Raw genomic sequence first — 13,060 nt, 5'->3', positions numbered from 1 at the left:
GGCAGGACCGGACGGCAATGGTGCGGGTATCCGGCCTCCACAAGTTCTTCGGCGACCTGCACGTCCTGCGCGGAGTGGACCTAACAGTGCAGCCCGGCGAGGTCGCGGTCCTGCTCGGCCCCTCGGGCTCGGGCAAGTCCACCCTCCTGCGCTGCATCAACGCGCTCGAGGAGATCAGCGCCGGCAGGATCTGGGTGGAGGGTGATCTCGTCGGTTTGCGGGAGGCGCCGGGCCGGGATGGCAAGCCCGTGCTGCACCACCGCTCCGACGCCGAGATCGCCAAGCAGCGCTCAAGGATCGGCATGGTCTTCCAGCGCTTCAACCTCTTCCCGCACATGACGGCACTGGCCAACGTGATGGAAGCACCCCGCAAGGTGCGTGGCCGCAGCAGGGCCCAGGCCGAGGAACAGGCGCGCCAACTCCTCGACCGCGTCGGGCTCGCCGACCGCAGCGACCACTACCCCGCACAGCTCTCCGGTGGCCAGCAGCAACGCGTCGCCATCGCCCGCGCACTCGCGATGGAGCCCGACCTGATGCTGTTCGACGAGCCGACCTCGGCACTGGACCCCGAGCTCGTGGGTGAGGTGCTCGCCGTCATGAAGGACCTGGCGCAGTCGGGCATGACGATGATCGTCGTCACCCACGAGGTCGGATTCGCCCGCGAGGTGGCCGACCAGGTGGTCTTCATGGACGACGGCCTGGTGGTCGAGCGCGGTACCGCCTCACAGGTGATCGGCGCTCCCCAGAACCCACGCACGCAGGAATTCTTCGCGAAGGTCCTGTGAGCGTTGACGAGCGCAGGACGGCCGACGCCTCAACCGCCGCGCGAGGACTCCTCACGCTCGGCGACAGGGACCTGATCACACGCTCATCGGGCTGAGGTGCTTCGATGGTCGACATGGACACCATCGTCTCGAGCCGTTCATGGCTCGCCGGCAAGCGCACCGACGACCAACTCACCCGCGAGGAACTCGCCGGAGCCGCCCGCAACAGCAACACACTGGTGTGGATAGACATGCTGTCGCCCTCGCCCGCAGACCTGGCTGAGATCGCGGCCGAACTCGGGCTCCCGCCCACCGCCGTCGAGGACGCAATTGCCCCCAAGGAGCGCGCGAAGCTCATCCGCCACGAGTCGCACCTGTTCTTCACGGTCTACGCCGTGGTCCCGGCCGACGACGAGGCCCGCAGCCGGGTCCGTCTGAGCCGGATCTCCGGTTGGCTCCTGCCACACGCCCTGGTCACCATCCGCCTGGACGACCACTTCGCGATGGCATCCGTCGCGGAACAGTGGGAGTCCGACCCGCAGTTGCTGGCAGCAGGGTCGGGCGCGCTTGTGCACGGCCTGCTGGACGCGGTCGTCGACGGCCACTTCGAGGCCATCGAGAAGCTCGACGAGCAACTGGAGGAGCTCGAGGACGTCCTGTTCAACGAGCTCGCCACCGGAACCCACTTCGCACGCAGGGTCTACGTGCTCCGAAAGGACCTGGTGGCGCTGCGCAGGGTCGTGCTGCCCATGCGTGAAGTGGTCAACGGCCTGCTGCGGCATCCGGGGATTGACTCCCCCACCCTGCGGCCGTGGTACGACGACCTCGAGGACCACGTCCTGCGCGCGGCCGAGTGGACCGAGTCACTGCGGGACCTGGTCACCTCGACGTTCGAGACCAACCTGTCCCTGACCGACGCGCGGCTCAACACCATCATGAAGAAGCTCGCAGGCTGGGGCGCCATAATCGCCGTACCCACCGCCATCACGGGCTGGTTCGGTCAGAACCTGCCGTTCCCCGGGTACGGGGACGCGACGGGCGTGTGGTTCTCGATCACGCTCACCGTGCTGGGTATCGGGCTCCTCTACCTGCTCTTCAAGCGGCACGACTGGCTGTAGCGCAATCCCCTGCCGGTTTGGCCGCTCGCCCGGGATCGGCCACGTCGCCGCAGGACACAGACAGGGCCGGAACCAATTCGGTTCCGGCCCTGTCTGGTGATTCGGGGTGTGTCAGGCAGCCTCGGCGGGCTTCACAGCTGAGCCGTCGACGTGAACGCTGGGGCTCATCGTGGAGGAGAGGGCCACCTTGCGCAGGTAGCGCCCCTTCGACGAGGACGGCTTGAGCCGCAGGACCTCGTCGAGCACGGCGAAGTAGTTGTCAGCCAGCTGCTCGAGGGAGAAGGAGGCCTTGCCGATGATGTACTGAAGGTTGGCGTGGCGGTCGATGCGGAACTCGATCTTGCCGCCCTTGATGTCAGTGACGGCCTTCGCGACGTCCATGGTGACCGTTCCCGTCTTGGGGTTCGGCATGAGGCCACGGGGGCCGAGGACGCGACCCAGACGGCCGACCTTGCCCATCATGTCCGGGGTGGCCACGACTGCGTCGAAGTCGAGGTAGCCACCGGCGACCTTGTTGATGAGTTCGTCGGTGCCGACCTCGTCGGCGCCGGCCTCGAGGGCGGCTTCGGCCTTCTCACCGGATGCGAAGACGAGGACCCTTGCCGTCTTTCCAGTGCCGTGGGGAAGGTTGACCGTGCCGCGCACCATCTGGTCCGCCTTGCGGGGGTCGACGCCGAGCCGGAGCGCGACCTCGACGGTCTCGTCGAACTTGGCCGAGGCCATGTCCTTGATGAGGCGCAGGGCCTCCTCGGGGCTGTAGAGCTGTTCCTCGACGCGCTTCTCGGCGGCCGCGGTGTAAGCCTTGCTGTGCTTCATGCTGGTTCCTTGTTCGTTGTCAGCCTCGCGAGCTGATTCACCAGTTCCTGGTTTGGGGGCACTCCCCTGCCAGGCAGATCGGAAAAGGGGATCAGTCGGTGGTGATGCCCATGGAGCGGGCAGTACCTTCGATGATCTTCATGGCGGCCTCGACGTCGTTGGCGTTGAGGTCCGGCAGCTTGGTGGTGGCGATCTCGCGGACCTGGTCCTTGGAGAGCTTGCCGACCTTGTTGAGTGCGTTGCCGGAGCCCTTGGGCAGCCCGGCGGCCTTCTTGATGAGCTCGGCGGCGGGCGGGGTCTTCGTGATGAAGGTGAACGTGCGGTCCTCGTAGATGGTGATCTCGACGGGGATGACGTTGCCGCGCTGGGACTCCGTCGCGGCGTTGTACGCCTTGACGAACTCCATGATGTTGACGCCGTGGGGTCCGAGAGCGGTACCGACCGGCGGTGCAGGCGTGGCTGAGCCGGCCTGCAGGGCGACCTTGACTAGGGCCGCCACCTTCTTCTTGGGAGGCATTGGGGTCCTTATGGGTTGATGTGGAACTTGGTCCCGCTCGGGCGACGCCCCGCCCGGGACCGGGCGCAACGATCCAGTCTAGACGACCTTCTCGACCTGACGGAATTCGAGGTCGACAGGAGTCTCACGGCCCAGGATCTCGACGAGAGCCCGGAGCCGCTGGGTGTTGGCGTTGATCTCGGTGATCGTGGCATGGACACCGGTGAAGGGTCCATCGGTCACCATGACGGAGTCGCCGACCTGGAAGTCGACGACCTCGACCTTCCGCTTGCCCCGCTGCGAGGCCGACTTGCCGCTGGATTCGGCGGCAACCTTGGCGACGACGGACGGGGTGAGCATCTTGACGACCTCGTCCACGCTGAGTGGGACGGGCGTCTGCCCGTGGCCGACGAAGCCGGTCACGGAAGGCGTGTGGCGCACGACGCCCCAGGACTCGTCCGTGAGGTCCATCCGGACCAGGACGTAACCGGGCAGGACGCAGCGCGTGACGGTCTTGCGGGTGTTGTTGCGGATCTCGACGACATCCTCGGTGGGCACGACCGTCTCGAAGATGTAGTCCTCCATGTTGAGGGACTGGGCGCGGGAGTCCACGTTCTGCTTGACTCGGTTCTCCATGCCCGAGTACGTGTGGATGACGTACCACTCTCCGAACTTGGACTCGAGTTCCTCGCGCAGCGTGGCGATGGCCGCAGCCGTGGCGTCGTCCTCCTCGGCCTCTGCTTCGGCGTCGGCGGCGGCCTCGTCCGCCGTGGGGAGGTCCAGATCCACCTGCTGCTCGTCCTGGGGTTCGGCCTCGACCTCACCAAGCCCGAGGTCGATCTCCAGGTCGTCGCTCTCCTCCTGGACCGGCTCGAATGCGCCCAGGTCGATCTCGTACTCCTGGCCTTCGTTTTCAGTTTCGCTCATCGGTCATCTCCAAACAGGCTGAGCAGACCCCAGCCGAAGAACAGGTCAAGCAGGCCGATGAAGACGATGAAGAACAACACGAACACCAGGACAGCCGAGAAGTAGCTGACCAGCTGCGGCCACGTGGGCCACACGACCTGCTTCAGCTCGCCCGCGGACTGGGCGACGAACCGGGCAGGGTTGGCGGCGCCGTAGGGGTCCGTCTCCTCCCGCTCGGAGTCCGAGCGCTTGCGCGTCGCGACGCTCTTCTTCACCGGGGCCTGGGCGGTGCTCCGTGCGCCGCGGACGGCCGAGGCGGCAGCGCGATTGTCCTCGTCGGAGAAATTGTCCTCCAAGCGGGCGATCTCCGCGTCATCGGCCTCGGGCGACAGATCCTTCTTACGGACGGGAGCCTTGGCAGTCCTGCGGGGCACCCCGGTGGCGGTACGGTCCGCGGGGTCGCCGGTCTCGACGTCGGCGGCCTCAACCGCCCCGCCTTCCAGCCCCTCGGCCGACTCAGTCTCGGCGAGTTCCGGGAACTCCTCCGAATCAGGAGTCTTGTCGCTCACGCGCTCACCCTTCGGTCAACAAACAAAATGCCTCCGCCCTAGGGGCGGTAGGCGCCTGTGAAACAGTTTCGGACTGCTTCGCAGGGCAGGAGGGACTCGAACCCCCAACCTGCGGTTTTGGAGACCGCTGCTCTGCCAGTTGAGCTACTACCCTTCATGACTCCGCTGCCCGCGTCCGCGTGCTCGGGGCACGTCGAATCATGGGCAAACTTCGCCAGGACCCCAATGATAGGCCACTTTCCCCCGGCTAGTCGAACCGGGACGGGCCCGGAATCATCACCAGTCGAGGAACCGCGCCCACACCACGGTGCCCACGACTCCCGACGGCTGGATGTGCTGGTAACGCTGGAAAGCCTTCACGGCTTCGGTCGTGGTGGCGTCGAAGACACCCGTGACCGGCACGCTGAACCCTGCCTGCCGCAACTCCAACTGCACGGCTGAGACCGCGGCCCCCCGCGCGCCCGGGCTCAGCCTGGGCAGCAGTTCCTGCCACGTCTCGTCGTCCATCACACCGGTGGGCTTGGCCCCGACGCGGTTCTGCCATTCCCGGACAGCGTCGTCGGTGGCCACCCCGAAGATGCCGTCCAGCACAAGAGCGGTGTTGAGCTCGACATTCAGGAGGTACTGCAGAGTGTAGACCCCCTGTTCGCGGGCCCCGATGGCGTAGGCGGGGAAATCCGGCCCCGGGACAAACTCAGGCACGGCCGCCGGCTTGGCGGGGTTGGCCGGCAGCGGCTTGGGGAACCAGTCGGGGTTGTACCCGGAGACGATCCCCGGGGGCATCGGCTGGCGGTTGTAGGCGTACAGGTTGTACCGCTTCATGATGCTGATGACCTTGTCGGCGTAGTCGACGTCGGTCGCGTAACCGGCCTTGTGGATCTCGCGGATGAACTGGTCGGCGTTGCTCGTGTACTTGAAAGCCGGCGCGTAGCGGGTGTTGCTGGTCAGCAGTCGGCCGTAGTCGAGCAGTGAGTCACCGACGGTCAGGTAGGTGCGGAAGGGCGAGACCTGGGCGTACTCGACGCCGTTGGCGTACTGCTCCATCGACTCGATGTCGATGCAACCGCTCTGGTACGGAGAGACGTACTTTGTGCACTTGATCGAGAAGTAGCTGTTGATCGGCGGCTTGGACATCTTCGACCGGCCCCAGCCGGTCTCCAGCGCAGCCTGGCCGATGGTCACCGACGCGGGAATCCCCGTGCTGCGCTCGTTCTGCTGCGCGGCTGGCACCAGGTCCCGGATGAACGTGGCGGTGTAGTCCACGGCCAGCGGCGCCGGACCCTCGGCGACCGCCGGGGTCACCGTCGGAACGACGGCCGACAGGCTCAGCGCCAGGGTCGCGGCGAGGGCAACGAGGATTCTGCGAGGGGGGCGCACGGTCGTCCTTCCGGTTCAACAGGGCCGCGACTACGCAGGCCTCCACGGAAAAGCTATCCCAGCCCTCGCCGTGGGCGAAAGCCACCTGAACCTCCGCTTCACCCCAGCGAGGTGCCGACCAGGTTGACCTCGGGCACCAACTCGACTCCGAACCGCGCGTCCACTCCGGCACGCACCTCACGGGCCAGTTCGACGAGGTCCGCGGCACTGGCCGAACCCCGGTTGGTCAGCGCCAGGACGTGCTTGGTGGAAAGCGAGGCACGCTCGTTGCCGTACCCCTTCGAGAACCCGGTGTTCTGGATCAGCCAGGCTGCGCTGAGCTTCACCCGTCCCTCCCCCGCCGGGAACCTCGGCGCCTCGGCCGGCAACTTGTCCGCGGCCGCCGCGTCGAGGATCGGATTGGTGAAGAACGAGCCGGCGCTCCAGGTGTCCGGATCATCGGCGTCGAGGACCATGCCCTTGGACCGGCGGATGGCAAGCACCGCGGCGCGCACCAGGCGGGCCTGCACGCGGTCCCCGACCTCAACCGAGAGGGCACGGGCCAACTCCGGGTAGGCGATCGGGGCGCTGAGGTCTCCCAGCCTGAGCTGGAAGGTCACGCGCAGCACCAGGTAGCGGCCCGGCTCTTCCTTGAACCGGGAGGTGCGGTACCCGAAGCCGCAGTCCGAGGGCATGAACGTCTTCTGCGTGCGCAGCTGCCGGTCCCAGGTCCGCACGGAGGCGATGGTCTGGGAGACGTCCGAGCCGTAGGCCCCGACGTTCTGGATCGGCGTCGCGCCGACGAGTCCCGGGATGCCCGACAGGGTTTCGAGTCCGGCCCACTCCTGGTCGACGGTGTGGGCGACGAACTCGTCCCAGCTCTCCCCCGCGGCCACCTGGACCGACGAGCCGGCGCAGTCGGACACCGTCGCCTCCATGCCCTTGGTGGCCACGCGGACGACGGTGCCGTCGAATCCGGCGTCGGCCACCAGCAAGTTCGAACCGCCCCCGAGCACCAGGACGGGTTCACCGCGGGCGTCGCAGTCGGCCACGGTGTCCACCAGCGTGCGGTCATCGGTGGCGACGACGAAGCGCGCGGCCGGCCCGCCCACCCTCAACGTGGTGTGGTGCGCCAGCAGGTTCGAGTCCGGTCCCCGGTCCTGCCGGCCGGAGTGCGACTGGAACGTCACCTCACAGGAGGCCCGACCGGTGCCGGTCGGCTCGAGGCCCTCGAAGAGGGGCAGTTTGGCCTCAGTCAATGCGCACCTCGGCACGAGCTGCACCCAGCACGGCTTCGTCTCCGCAGACGGCGGTCAGGGCCAGCTTCGCCACGCCGTCGGCGACATCGGTGACGGTGGCGTTGACGACCACCTCCACGCCCTCGTCGTCGTCGGGGACCACCACCGGGCGGGTGAAGCGGACGAAATAGTGCAGGACGCGGGCGGGGTCACCCACCCAGTCCGTAATGATCCGCAACGCGGCACCCATGGTCCACATGCCATGCGCGACGACGCCGGGCAGCCCCAGCGCGCGGGCGTGCCGGTCGGAGAAGTGGATCTCGTTGAAGTCGGTGGAGGCGCCCGAGTAACGCACCACCGTTGATCGCGTCACCAGGATCCGCAACTCGGGCAGCTGGTCGCCCTTTGCGACGCGCGCGAGCTCAGTCATGACGAGCCTCCTGCGTGTGCATCAGCGTGGAGCGGGCGGTCACGGCCGTCTGCCCGTCGACGGACAGGTCCACGGCGATGCTCACCATGTCCAGGTTCCCGCGGTTGCGGACCCGCTCGATGGTCAACCTCGCGACGACGTCGTCGCCCTCCCGCAGTGGCCGGTGGATCTCGAAGGACTGGTCCCCGTGCATCGTGCGGTGCAGCGCCAGGCCGAACTCCGCGTCATCGAACAGTGCACCCCAGGCCTGGGCGGCGATGACCGCGGCGAACGTGGGAGGGGCGATGGGGCGGTCGCTGAAGTAGGCGGGGTTGTTGTCGCCCACCGCGATCGCGAACTCGGCGATCTTGGCGCGGCTGACCCGGTAGGGGGGAGCCGGCGGATAGGTGCGGCCGGCGTTCTCGGGTGTGATCGGCATGGCTTCAGGCTACCCAGTGGACGCGACGACGGCCGCCCCCGCTCGGGGACGGCCGTCGCTTTCGTGCTTGGAAGGTCAGCGGGTCTCGCGGTGCGCACGGTGGGTGCGGCAGCGGGGGCAGAACTTCTTCAGCTCCAGTCGGTCCGGGTCATTTCGCCGGTTCTTCTTGGTGATGTAGTTGCGCTCCTTGCACTCAGTGCAGGCAAGCGTGATCTTCGGACGGATGTCCGATCCCTTCTTGGCCATGATGTTCCTCGTTTCGGCGGTTCGACGCTATGGCTGTGACGGTGACGAGGGCGGGACTTGAACCCGCGACACAGCGATTATGAGCCGCTTGCTCTACCGACTGAGCTACCCCGTCGATGTTCGACCCCGAGGGTGCCCGGGAAGGAACAGAGCCCCCATGCGGAATCGAACCGCAGACCTTCTCCTTACCATGGAGACGCTCTGCCTACTGAGCTATAGGGGCCAGCCGACGACCAAACATACAACAAGTTCCCACACCCTCCCAAATCAGTCCCGGGAGGGGATCCACGCTCGGATCGGTGGCCGTCGAAGGCCGCTCCGAGCAGTGAACAGGCCCCGAACCCATCCGATTCGAGGCCTGGTGGCAGGTGCAGGATTCGAACCTGCGTAGGCGTACACCGACGGATTTACAGTCCGCTCCCATTGGCCACTCGGGCAACCTGCCGCGCTGGTTGCCCAGCGACGCAAGAGCTTACCGAAGAAGTGGCCCCCGCAGCAAAACTGGCACAATGGGCGCCATCATCCACGGCCCCAAGGAGGAACCATGGCATCCGAGAGCTCGTTCGACGTCGTGAGCAAGGTCGACCGCCAGGAGGTCGACAACGCCCTGAACCAGGCCGCCAAGGAAGTCCGCCAGCGCTTCGACTTCAAGAACACCGACGCCTCCATCGAGTGGTCCGGCGAGGCCATCGAGATGGCGGCCGTCTCCGAGGACAGGGTCAACGCGATCCTCGACGTCTTCCAGACCAAGCTCGTGCGGCGCGGCGTGAGCCTCAAGGCGCTGGACGCCGGCGAGCCCCGCCAGTCCGGCAAGCTGTGGAAGATCACCGCGGTGACCAAGGAGGGGATCAAGACCGAGGACGCCAAGAAGATCGCCAAGCTGATCCGCGACGAGGGACCCAAGGGCGTCAAGACCCAGGTGCAGGGAGAGGAGTTGCGGGTCTCCAGCAAGTCCCGCGACGACCTTCAGACGGTGCAGAAGCTGATCAAGGACGCCGACTACGAGTTCGCCGTCCAGTTCACCAACTACCGCTGAGGCGCGACTTTGAGACTGGGCACCCACAACGTCAACGGGATCAGGGCCGCACTCCGACGGGGTGCGGCCGATTTCTGGGACGGGACCGACACCGACGTCATCGGCCTTCAGGAGGTCCGGTGCCGCGTCGAGGATCTGCCCGAGGGGGCCTTCGGGCCCTACCACGTCGCACTGGAGCCGGGCCTGCTCGCCGGGCGCAACGGCGTCGCGGTCCTCACCCGCGTGGCCCCGTCGCGGGTGCGCACCCTCTCGGGAACCGTCTGGCAGGCCACCCCCGGTGGGGCGCTGGCCCAGGCCGGGGCGGAGCGGATCAGCAACCGGGATCTCGCGCCGTTCGCCGACGAGGGCCGCTACGTCGAGGTGGATCTCGCCGACGCGCCCGTCCGCGTGGCGTCGGTGTACGTCCCCAAGGGGGCTTCCTGGCCCAAGGAACCGGGCTCACGGGACAAGTACGAACGCAAGCTGCGGTTCCTGCGCGGCTTCGCGCGGCTGCTCACCGCGTCGCGCCGTGAAGCCGCCGCGGGCGGCCGCGAGTTCGTCGTCGTGGGGGACTTCAACATCGCCCACACGCGCCAGGACCTGCGCAACTGGCGCACCAACCAGAACTCCGAGGGCTTCCTGCCCGAGGAACGGGACTGGTTCAGCGGCGTGGTGGGCTCCAGGCGGCTGGTGGACGTCGTGCGGCACCTGGAGCCCGACGCCGAAGGCCCCTACTCCTGGTGGTCGTGGCGCGGGCAGTCGTTCTCGGGCGACGTCGGCTGGCGCATCGACTACCACCTCGCCTCCCCCCGGCTGGCGCGCTCGGCGATCGGTCAGCACACCGCCCGCGAGGCCAGCTACGAGGCACGGATGAGCGACCACTGTCCCGTGCTCGTCGACTACGACGTCGCCCGGCTGGGCTGAGGTCCCTCCACGGGGGCGTCCCAGTCCTGGTTCAGCTCGTGGGTCTTCAGGGACTCGTAGATGGTCCAGACCAGCAGCAGCCCCAGCAGCCAGGGCCCGTTGCGCAGCGCGAAGTTCATGGCCGCGTAACCGAGGAGCACGGCGGTGGCGACGATGGCCACGCGCAGCCAGCGGTTTGAGGGCTTCGTCATCGGGAACAGGACGGCACCCCACACGACGTACCAGGAGTGGATCGCGGGCGCGCAGATGGCGAACAGCAGCAACGACCAGGACACGAAGTGCAGCGGACGCTGTCCCAGGTGCCGGACGGCCAGCCACACGATTCCCGCCGCGGCGACGCCCAGGCCAATACCCCGGGCGATTGTGACGGCGGTGCGGCCGCCAGGGTCGAGCCCGAAGAAGTTGAGCGGGATCTGGACGAGGTGCCCGAGCACGCTGAACGGCGAGACCGTGTCCACCATCCCCGGCACGTTCACCGCGTTGACCCACCCGAACCCGAGCCGGGTCACAGTGCTCAGCACGGCGAACACTGCGACGGCGATCCCCAGCGACAGCAGTGCCCGGGCGAGGGCCCGGATCACCGCCGGGTAGCGCCACGACGTCCAGGGCGTCACCAGGAACGGAAGCGCGACGGCGGCCAGGAACGCCGGCTGTTTGATGGCGGCTGCGACGCCGACGATGATCGCCCCCGCCCACCAGTTGCGGTACTGCAGCGCGACCCAGATCCCGAGCAGCATCAGACCGGTCATCAGCGCGTCGTTGTGCATGCCCCCGATGAAGTCGATCACAAGGATGGGGTTGAGCACGGCGAACCAACTGGCCGCAGCAGGATCAACGCCCACCCGCCCGGCGATCCTCGGAACCAGCAGCCCGATCAGCGCGACACCGATCAGCGCCGGGATGCGCATCAACTGGGCGGAGATGACGGGGTCGAACCCCGCCACCACCACCAGCCAGTGGCTCATGCGCAGCGCCAATGGGCCGTACGGCGCCGGGGTGTCACGCCACACCCAGGCCACCTGGTCGGCAAAGGATCCCGGCAGCACCCCCGGGCCGACGCTGTACGGGTTGACCCCGTTGTGGAGCATCCATCCCTGGGCCGCGTAGGAGTAGGCGTCGTGGGAGAAGATCGGGGGTCCGAACAACAGCGGGAAGCCGATCACCAGGAGCACTGCCCAGTGGCGCAGCTGGGGCAGGCCGCGCAGGCGACGGCGAGCCGGCCGGAGCCGGAGCCAGGACTCCAGCAGCAGGGCCAGTCCGACCATCGTGAGGATGGTGCCGACCATCTTGGAGATCGGCCCGTCCAGCCGGAGTTGGTAGAGGACCTCCCAGACGGGTGAGACCTGGGGAAGGTACGCGGGGCTGAGCGACCCGAGCAGGATCAGCAGCGAACCGAGGAAACCGAACCTGACCGCACGCGTGGCGACTGCTTGCCGGAGGTCGGAGAATGCAAGCGTCGCGTTCGGTCTAGCCACCGGCGAGGCCGTGCAGCAGGTCGGAGAGCCGGGATGTGGCAGGCACGTGGGCCCCGTCCCAGACCAGGGCGTCGGTCGGGCACTGCTCGATGCACACACCGCAGTACATGCACAGGGCCCAGTCGATGGTGAAGGTGTCCAGCACGTTGTGGGTGCGCTCGCGGGCTCCCGGCGCCGGGGAGGACTTCTCCGTGTGGGAGGTCAGCTCGATGCACCAGGTAGGGCACTCCCGGGCACAGATCATGCAGGAGGTGCAGCGATCCTCGATCAGGGCGATCGACCCATGCACGACGCTCATCGCCCCCTCCTCACGCGGGTACCGGCAGCCGAGACGGCGATGTCGGCCGCCGTCGCGTCGGGGTTGTCGAGCAGGCCCTCCTCCGGAACGCCCGGTGGGACGAGGCGGCGACGACTCGGGCTGGCGTCCGACTCCCCCGGCTCGAGGGCACCCGGCCACCTCCCCTGCACTCGCGGTTCCAGCAGGAAATCCTTGCGCAGGGGGGCTCCGCCGCCGTGGTTCAGGAGGGGACGCAGGTCGTCGCCGGTGAAGTGCACCCCGAAGAAGTCGCGCACCTGCCGCTGGAGCCACGCCGCCCCGGGGAACAGGGATGAAATGCCGGCCAGCTCACAGTCGTCGCGGTCCACCAGCGTCTCCAGGCGGAGCCGGCGCACGGCGCGGACGTCGTCGAGGAACAGCACGACGCGGATGTGGTTGCTGCGCCCCACCTCATCCACGGCGGTCAGGTTGTTCAGGAAGTCATGCCCTTGGGCCGAAGCGGCCTCGACGCTGCGGTACCAGTCCGCGGCGTCCACGACTCGCACCTCCGAGTCAGCCAATGCGCACCTCCTCGAGCACCGCGGTGAGTGCCTCGGGCGGGGGCGGGCACCCGGCGATGAACCGGTCCACCTCGATCCCGACGTCGGTGGCACCCTTGGCGACCGAGTAGGAGTCCCAGTAGGGTCCGCCGACGCAGGCGCACGACCCGAAGGAGACCACCACCGGCTTGCTGGGCAGGGACGAGATCAGCTCCCGGACTGCGGGGGCGACGGCGTGCGTGATCGTACCCGACAGCGCCACCACCAGCTTGGCGCCCGGAGGCACCTCCACCTCGGGGACCAGACCGGCAGCGGACTGGGACTCGATGGCGCAGCAGGCCAGGGGCACGTCGAGCACGTACACCGAGGAGTCCCCGAACCAGTCCTTCACCGCGAGCATGGGCAAATCCTACGGCCCCTGGCGGATGCCGACGGCAGCGCGGTTTCCACGCAGATGCGTCGGCCTACAATTG

17 protein-coding genes and 4 tRNA genes are annotated in these 13,060 nt (G+C 67.8%); 4 read left to right on the top strand and 17 right to left on the bottom strand.

Annotation, left to right across the window (positions count from 1 at the left end; all coding sequences use genetic code 11):
- Window positions 1-17 precede the first annotated feature (17 nt).
- Window positions 18-785, top strand: coding sequence for an amino acid ABC transporter ATP-binding protein (locus tag LKO27_RS01920; RefSeq protein WP_227737185.1), 768 nt, complete (start codon window positions 18-20; stop codon window positions 783-785).
- Window positions 786-889: 104 nt separating this feature from the next.
- Complete coding sequence (locus LKO27_RS01915; RefSeq protein WP_227735211.1) at window positions 890-1,882, top strand: magnesium transporter CorA family protein; 993 nt, start codon at window positions 890-892, stop codon at window positions 1,880-1,882.
- Between the two features lie 111 nt (window positions 1,883-1,993).
- Here the strand turns inward: LKO27_RS01915 and rplA are convergent, their stop codons facing one another.
- The 13 genes from rplA to LKO27_RS01850 all read right to left on the bottom strand — a co-directional run bounded on the left by rplA (window position 1,994) and on the right by LKO27_RS01850 (window position 8,802).
- Window positions 1,994-2,698 carry a 50S ribosomal protein L1 gene (gene rplA, locus LKO27_RS01910; RefSeq protein WP_227735210.1) on the bottom strand — a complete coding sequence of 235 codons (705 nt, stop codon included), beginning with the start codon at window positions 2,696-2,698 and terminating at the stop codon, window positions 1,994-1,996.
- A gap of 91 nt (window positions 2,699-2,789) precedes the next feature.
- Window positions 2,790-3,215 (bottom strand): 50S ribosomal protein L11, encoded by a 426-nt coding sequence (gene rplK, locus LKO27_RS01905; protein WP_227735209.1) that lies wholly within the window; start codon window positions 3,213-3,215, stop codon window positions 2,790-2,792.
- Between the two features lie 78 nt (window positions 3,216-3,293).
- Window positions 3,294-4,121: a transcription termination/antitermination protein NusG gene (nusG, locus tag LKO27_RS01900; RefSeq protein WP_227735208.1), complete on the bottom strand. Its 828-nt coding sequence runs from the start codon at window positions 4,119-4,121 to the stop codon at window positions 3,294-3,296.
- Window positions 4,118-4,669, bottom strand: coding sequence for a preprotein translocase subunit SecE (secE, locus tag LKO27_RS15465; protein WP_227735207.1), 552 nt, complete (start codon window positions 4,667-4,669; stop codon window positions 4,118-4,120). Before secE ends, nusG begins: the two co-directional genes overlap by 4 nt.
- 81 nt (window positions 4,670-4,750) lie before the next feature.
- A tRNA-Trp gene (locus LKO27_RS01890) sits at window positions 4,751-4,823 on the bottom strand.
- Window positions 4,824-4,945: 122 nt separating this feature from the next.
- The gene (locus LKO27_RS01885) at window positions 4,946-6,046 is read right to left on the bottom strand and encodes a glucosaminidase domain-containing protein (RefSeq protein WP_227735206.1); all 1,101 of its coding nucleotides are present in this window, start codon (window positions 6,044-6,046) and stop codon (window positions 4,946-4,948) included.
- A 98-nt stretch (window positions 6,047-6,144) separates the two neighbouring features.
- Entirely contained in the window at window positions 6,145-7,215 is a 1,071-nt protein-coding gene (locus tag LKO27_RS01880) for a UDP-N-acetylmuramate dehydrogenase (protein WP_227737184.1), read from the bottom strand.
- A 61-nt stretch (window positions 7,216-7,276) separates the two neighbouring features.
- A complete protein-coding gene (locus LKO27_RS01875; RefSeq protein WP_227735205.1) occupies window positions 7,277-7,693 on the bottom strand; it encodes a MaoC/PaaZ C-terminal domain-containing protein in 417 nt (138 codons plus the stop codon).
- Entirely contained in the window at window positions 7,686-8,111 is a 426-nt protein-coding gene (locus LKO27_RS01870) for a MaoC family dehydratase N-terminal domain-containing protein (RefSeq protein ID WP_227735204.1), read from the bottom strand. The genes LKO27_RS01875 and LKO27_RS01870 overlap by 8 nt, the downstream gene beginning before the upstream one ends.
- A 75-nt stretch (window positions 8,112-8,186) precedes the next feature.
- Window positions 8,187-8,357 carry a 50S ribosomal protein L33 gene (gene rpmG, locus LKO27_RS01865; protein ID WP_227735203.1) on the bottom strand — a complete coding sequence of 57 codons (171 nt, stop codon included), beginning with the start codon at window positions 8,355-8,357 and terminating at the stop codon, window positions 8,187-8,189.
- Window positions 8,358-8,399: 42 nt separating this feature from the next.
- Window positions 8,400-8,472: transfer RNA gene (locus LKO27_RS01860), tRNA-Met, on the bottom strand.
- A 35-nt stretch (window positions 8,473-8,507) separates the two neighbouring features.
- Window positions 8,508-8,580 (bottom strand) — tRNA-Thr (locus LKO27_RS01855).
- A 136-nt stretch (window positions 8,581-8,716) separates the two neighbouring features.
- Window positions 8,717-8,802, bottom strand: a tRNA-Tyr gene (locus LKO27_RS01850).
- Window positions 8,803-8,901: 99 nt separating this feature from the next.
- Between LKO27_RS01850 and LKO27_RS01845 the strand changes: the two genes are divergently transcribed.
- Both LKO27_RS01845 and LKO27_RS01840 read left to right on the top strand, forming a co-directional pair.
- Complete coding sequence (locus LKO27_RS01845; protein ID WP_227735202.1) at window positions 8,902-9,393, top strand: YajQ family cyclic di-GMP-binding protein; 492 nt, start codon at window positions 8,902-8,904, stop codon at window positions 9,391-9,393.
- Between the two features lie 9 nt (window positions 9,394-9,402).
- On the top strand, window positions 9,403-10,296 hold the full coding sequence (locus tag LKO27_RS01840) for an exodeoxyribonuclease III (protein ID WP_227735201.1): 894 nt from the start codon (window positions 9,403-9,405) through the stop codon (window positions 10,294-10,296).
- Here the strand turns inward: LKO27_RS01840 and mptB are convergent.
- From mptB to LKO27_RS01820, 4 genes are read right to left on the bottom strand one after another with little or no spacing between them, the layout of a single operon-like run.
- Window positions 10,272-11,771, bottom strand: coding sequence for a polyprenol phosphomannose-dependent alpha 1,6 mannosyltransferase MptB (mptB, locus tag LKO27_RS01835; RefSeq protein WP_227735200.1), 1,500 nt, complete (start codon window positions 11,769-11,771; stop codon window positions 10,272-10,274). The two genes, LKO27_RS01840 and mptB, sit on opposite strands and share 25 nt — an antisense overlap.
- On the bottom strand, window positions 11,764-12,069 hold the full coding sequence (locus LKO27_RS01830) for a 4Fe-4S binding protein (protein ID WP_227735199.1): 306 nt from the start codon (window positions 12,067-12,069) through the stop codon (window positions 11,764-11,766). Before LKO27_RS01830 ends, mptB begins: the two co-directional genes overlap by 8 nt.
- A complete protein-coding gene (locus tag LKO27_RS01825; protein ID WP_227735198.1) occupies window positions 12,066-12,608 on the bottom strand; it encodes an NADH-quinone oxidoreductase subunit C in 543 nt (180 codons plus the stop codon). The genes LKO27_RS01830 and LKO27_RS01825 overlap by 4 nt, the downstream gene beginning before the upstream one ends.
- Window positions 12,601-12,987 carry an NADH-quinone oxidoreductase subunit B gene (locus tag LKO27_RS01820; RefSeq protein WP_227735197.1) on the bottom strand — a complete coding sequence of 129 codons (387 nt, stop codon included), beginning with the start codon at window positions 12,985-12,987 and terminating at the stop codon, window positions 12,601-12,603. The genes LKO27_RS01825 and LKO27_RS01820 overlap by 8 nt, the downstream gene beginning before the upstream one ends.
- Window positions 12,988-13,060 lie beyond the last annotated feature (73 nt).

Source organism: Tessaracoccus sp. OS52 (assembly GCF_020687685.1).
Taxonomy (GTDB): Bacteria; Actinomycetota; Actinomycetes; order Propionibacteriales; family Propionibacteriaceae; genus Arachnia.
The sequence above is the reverse complement of the archived record's forward strand: the minus strand, read 5'-3'. Positions and strand labels throughout refer to the sequence as shown.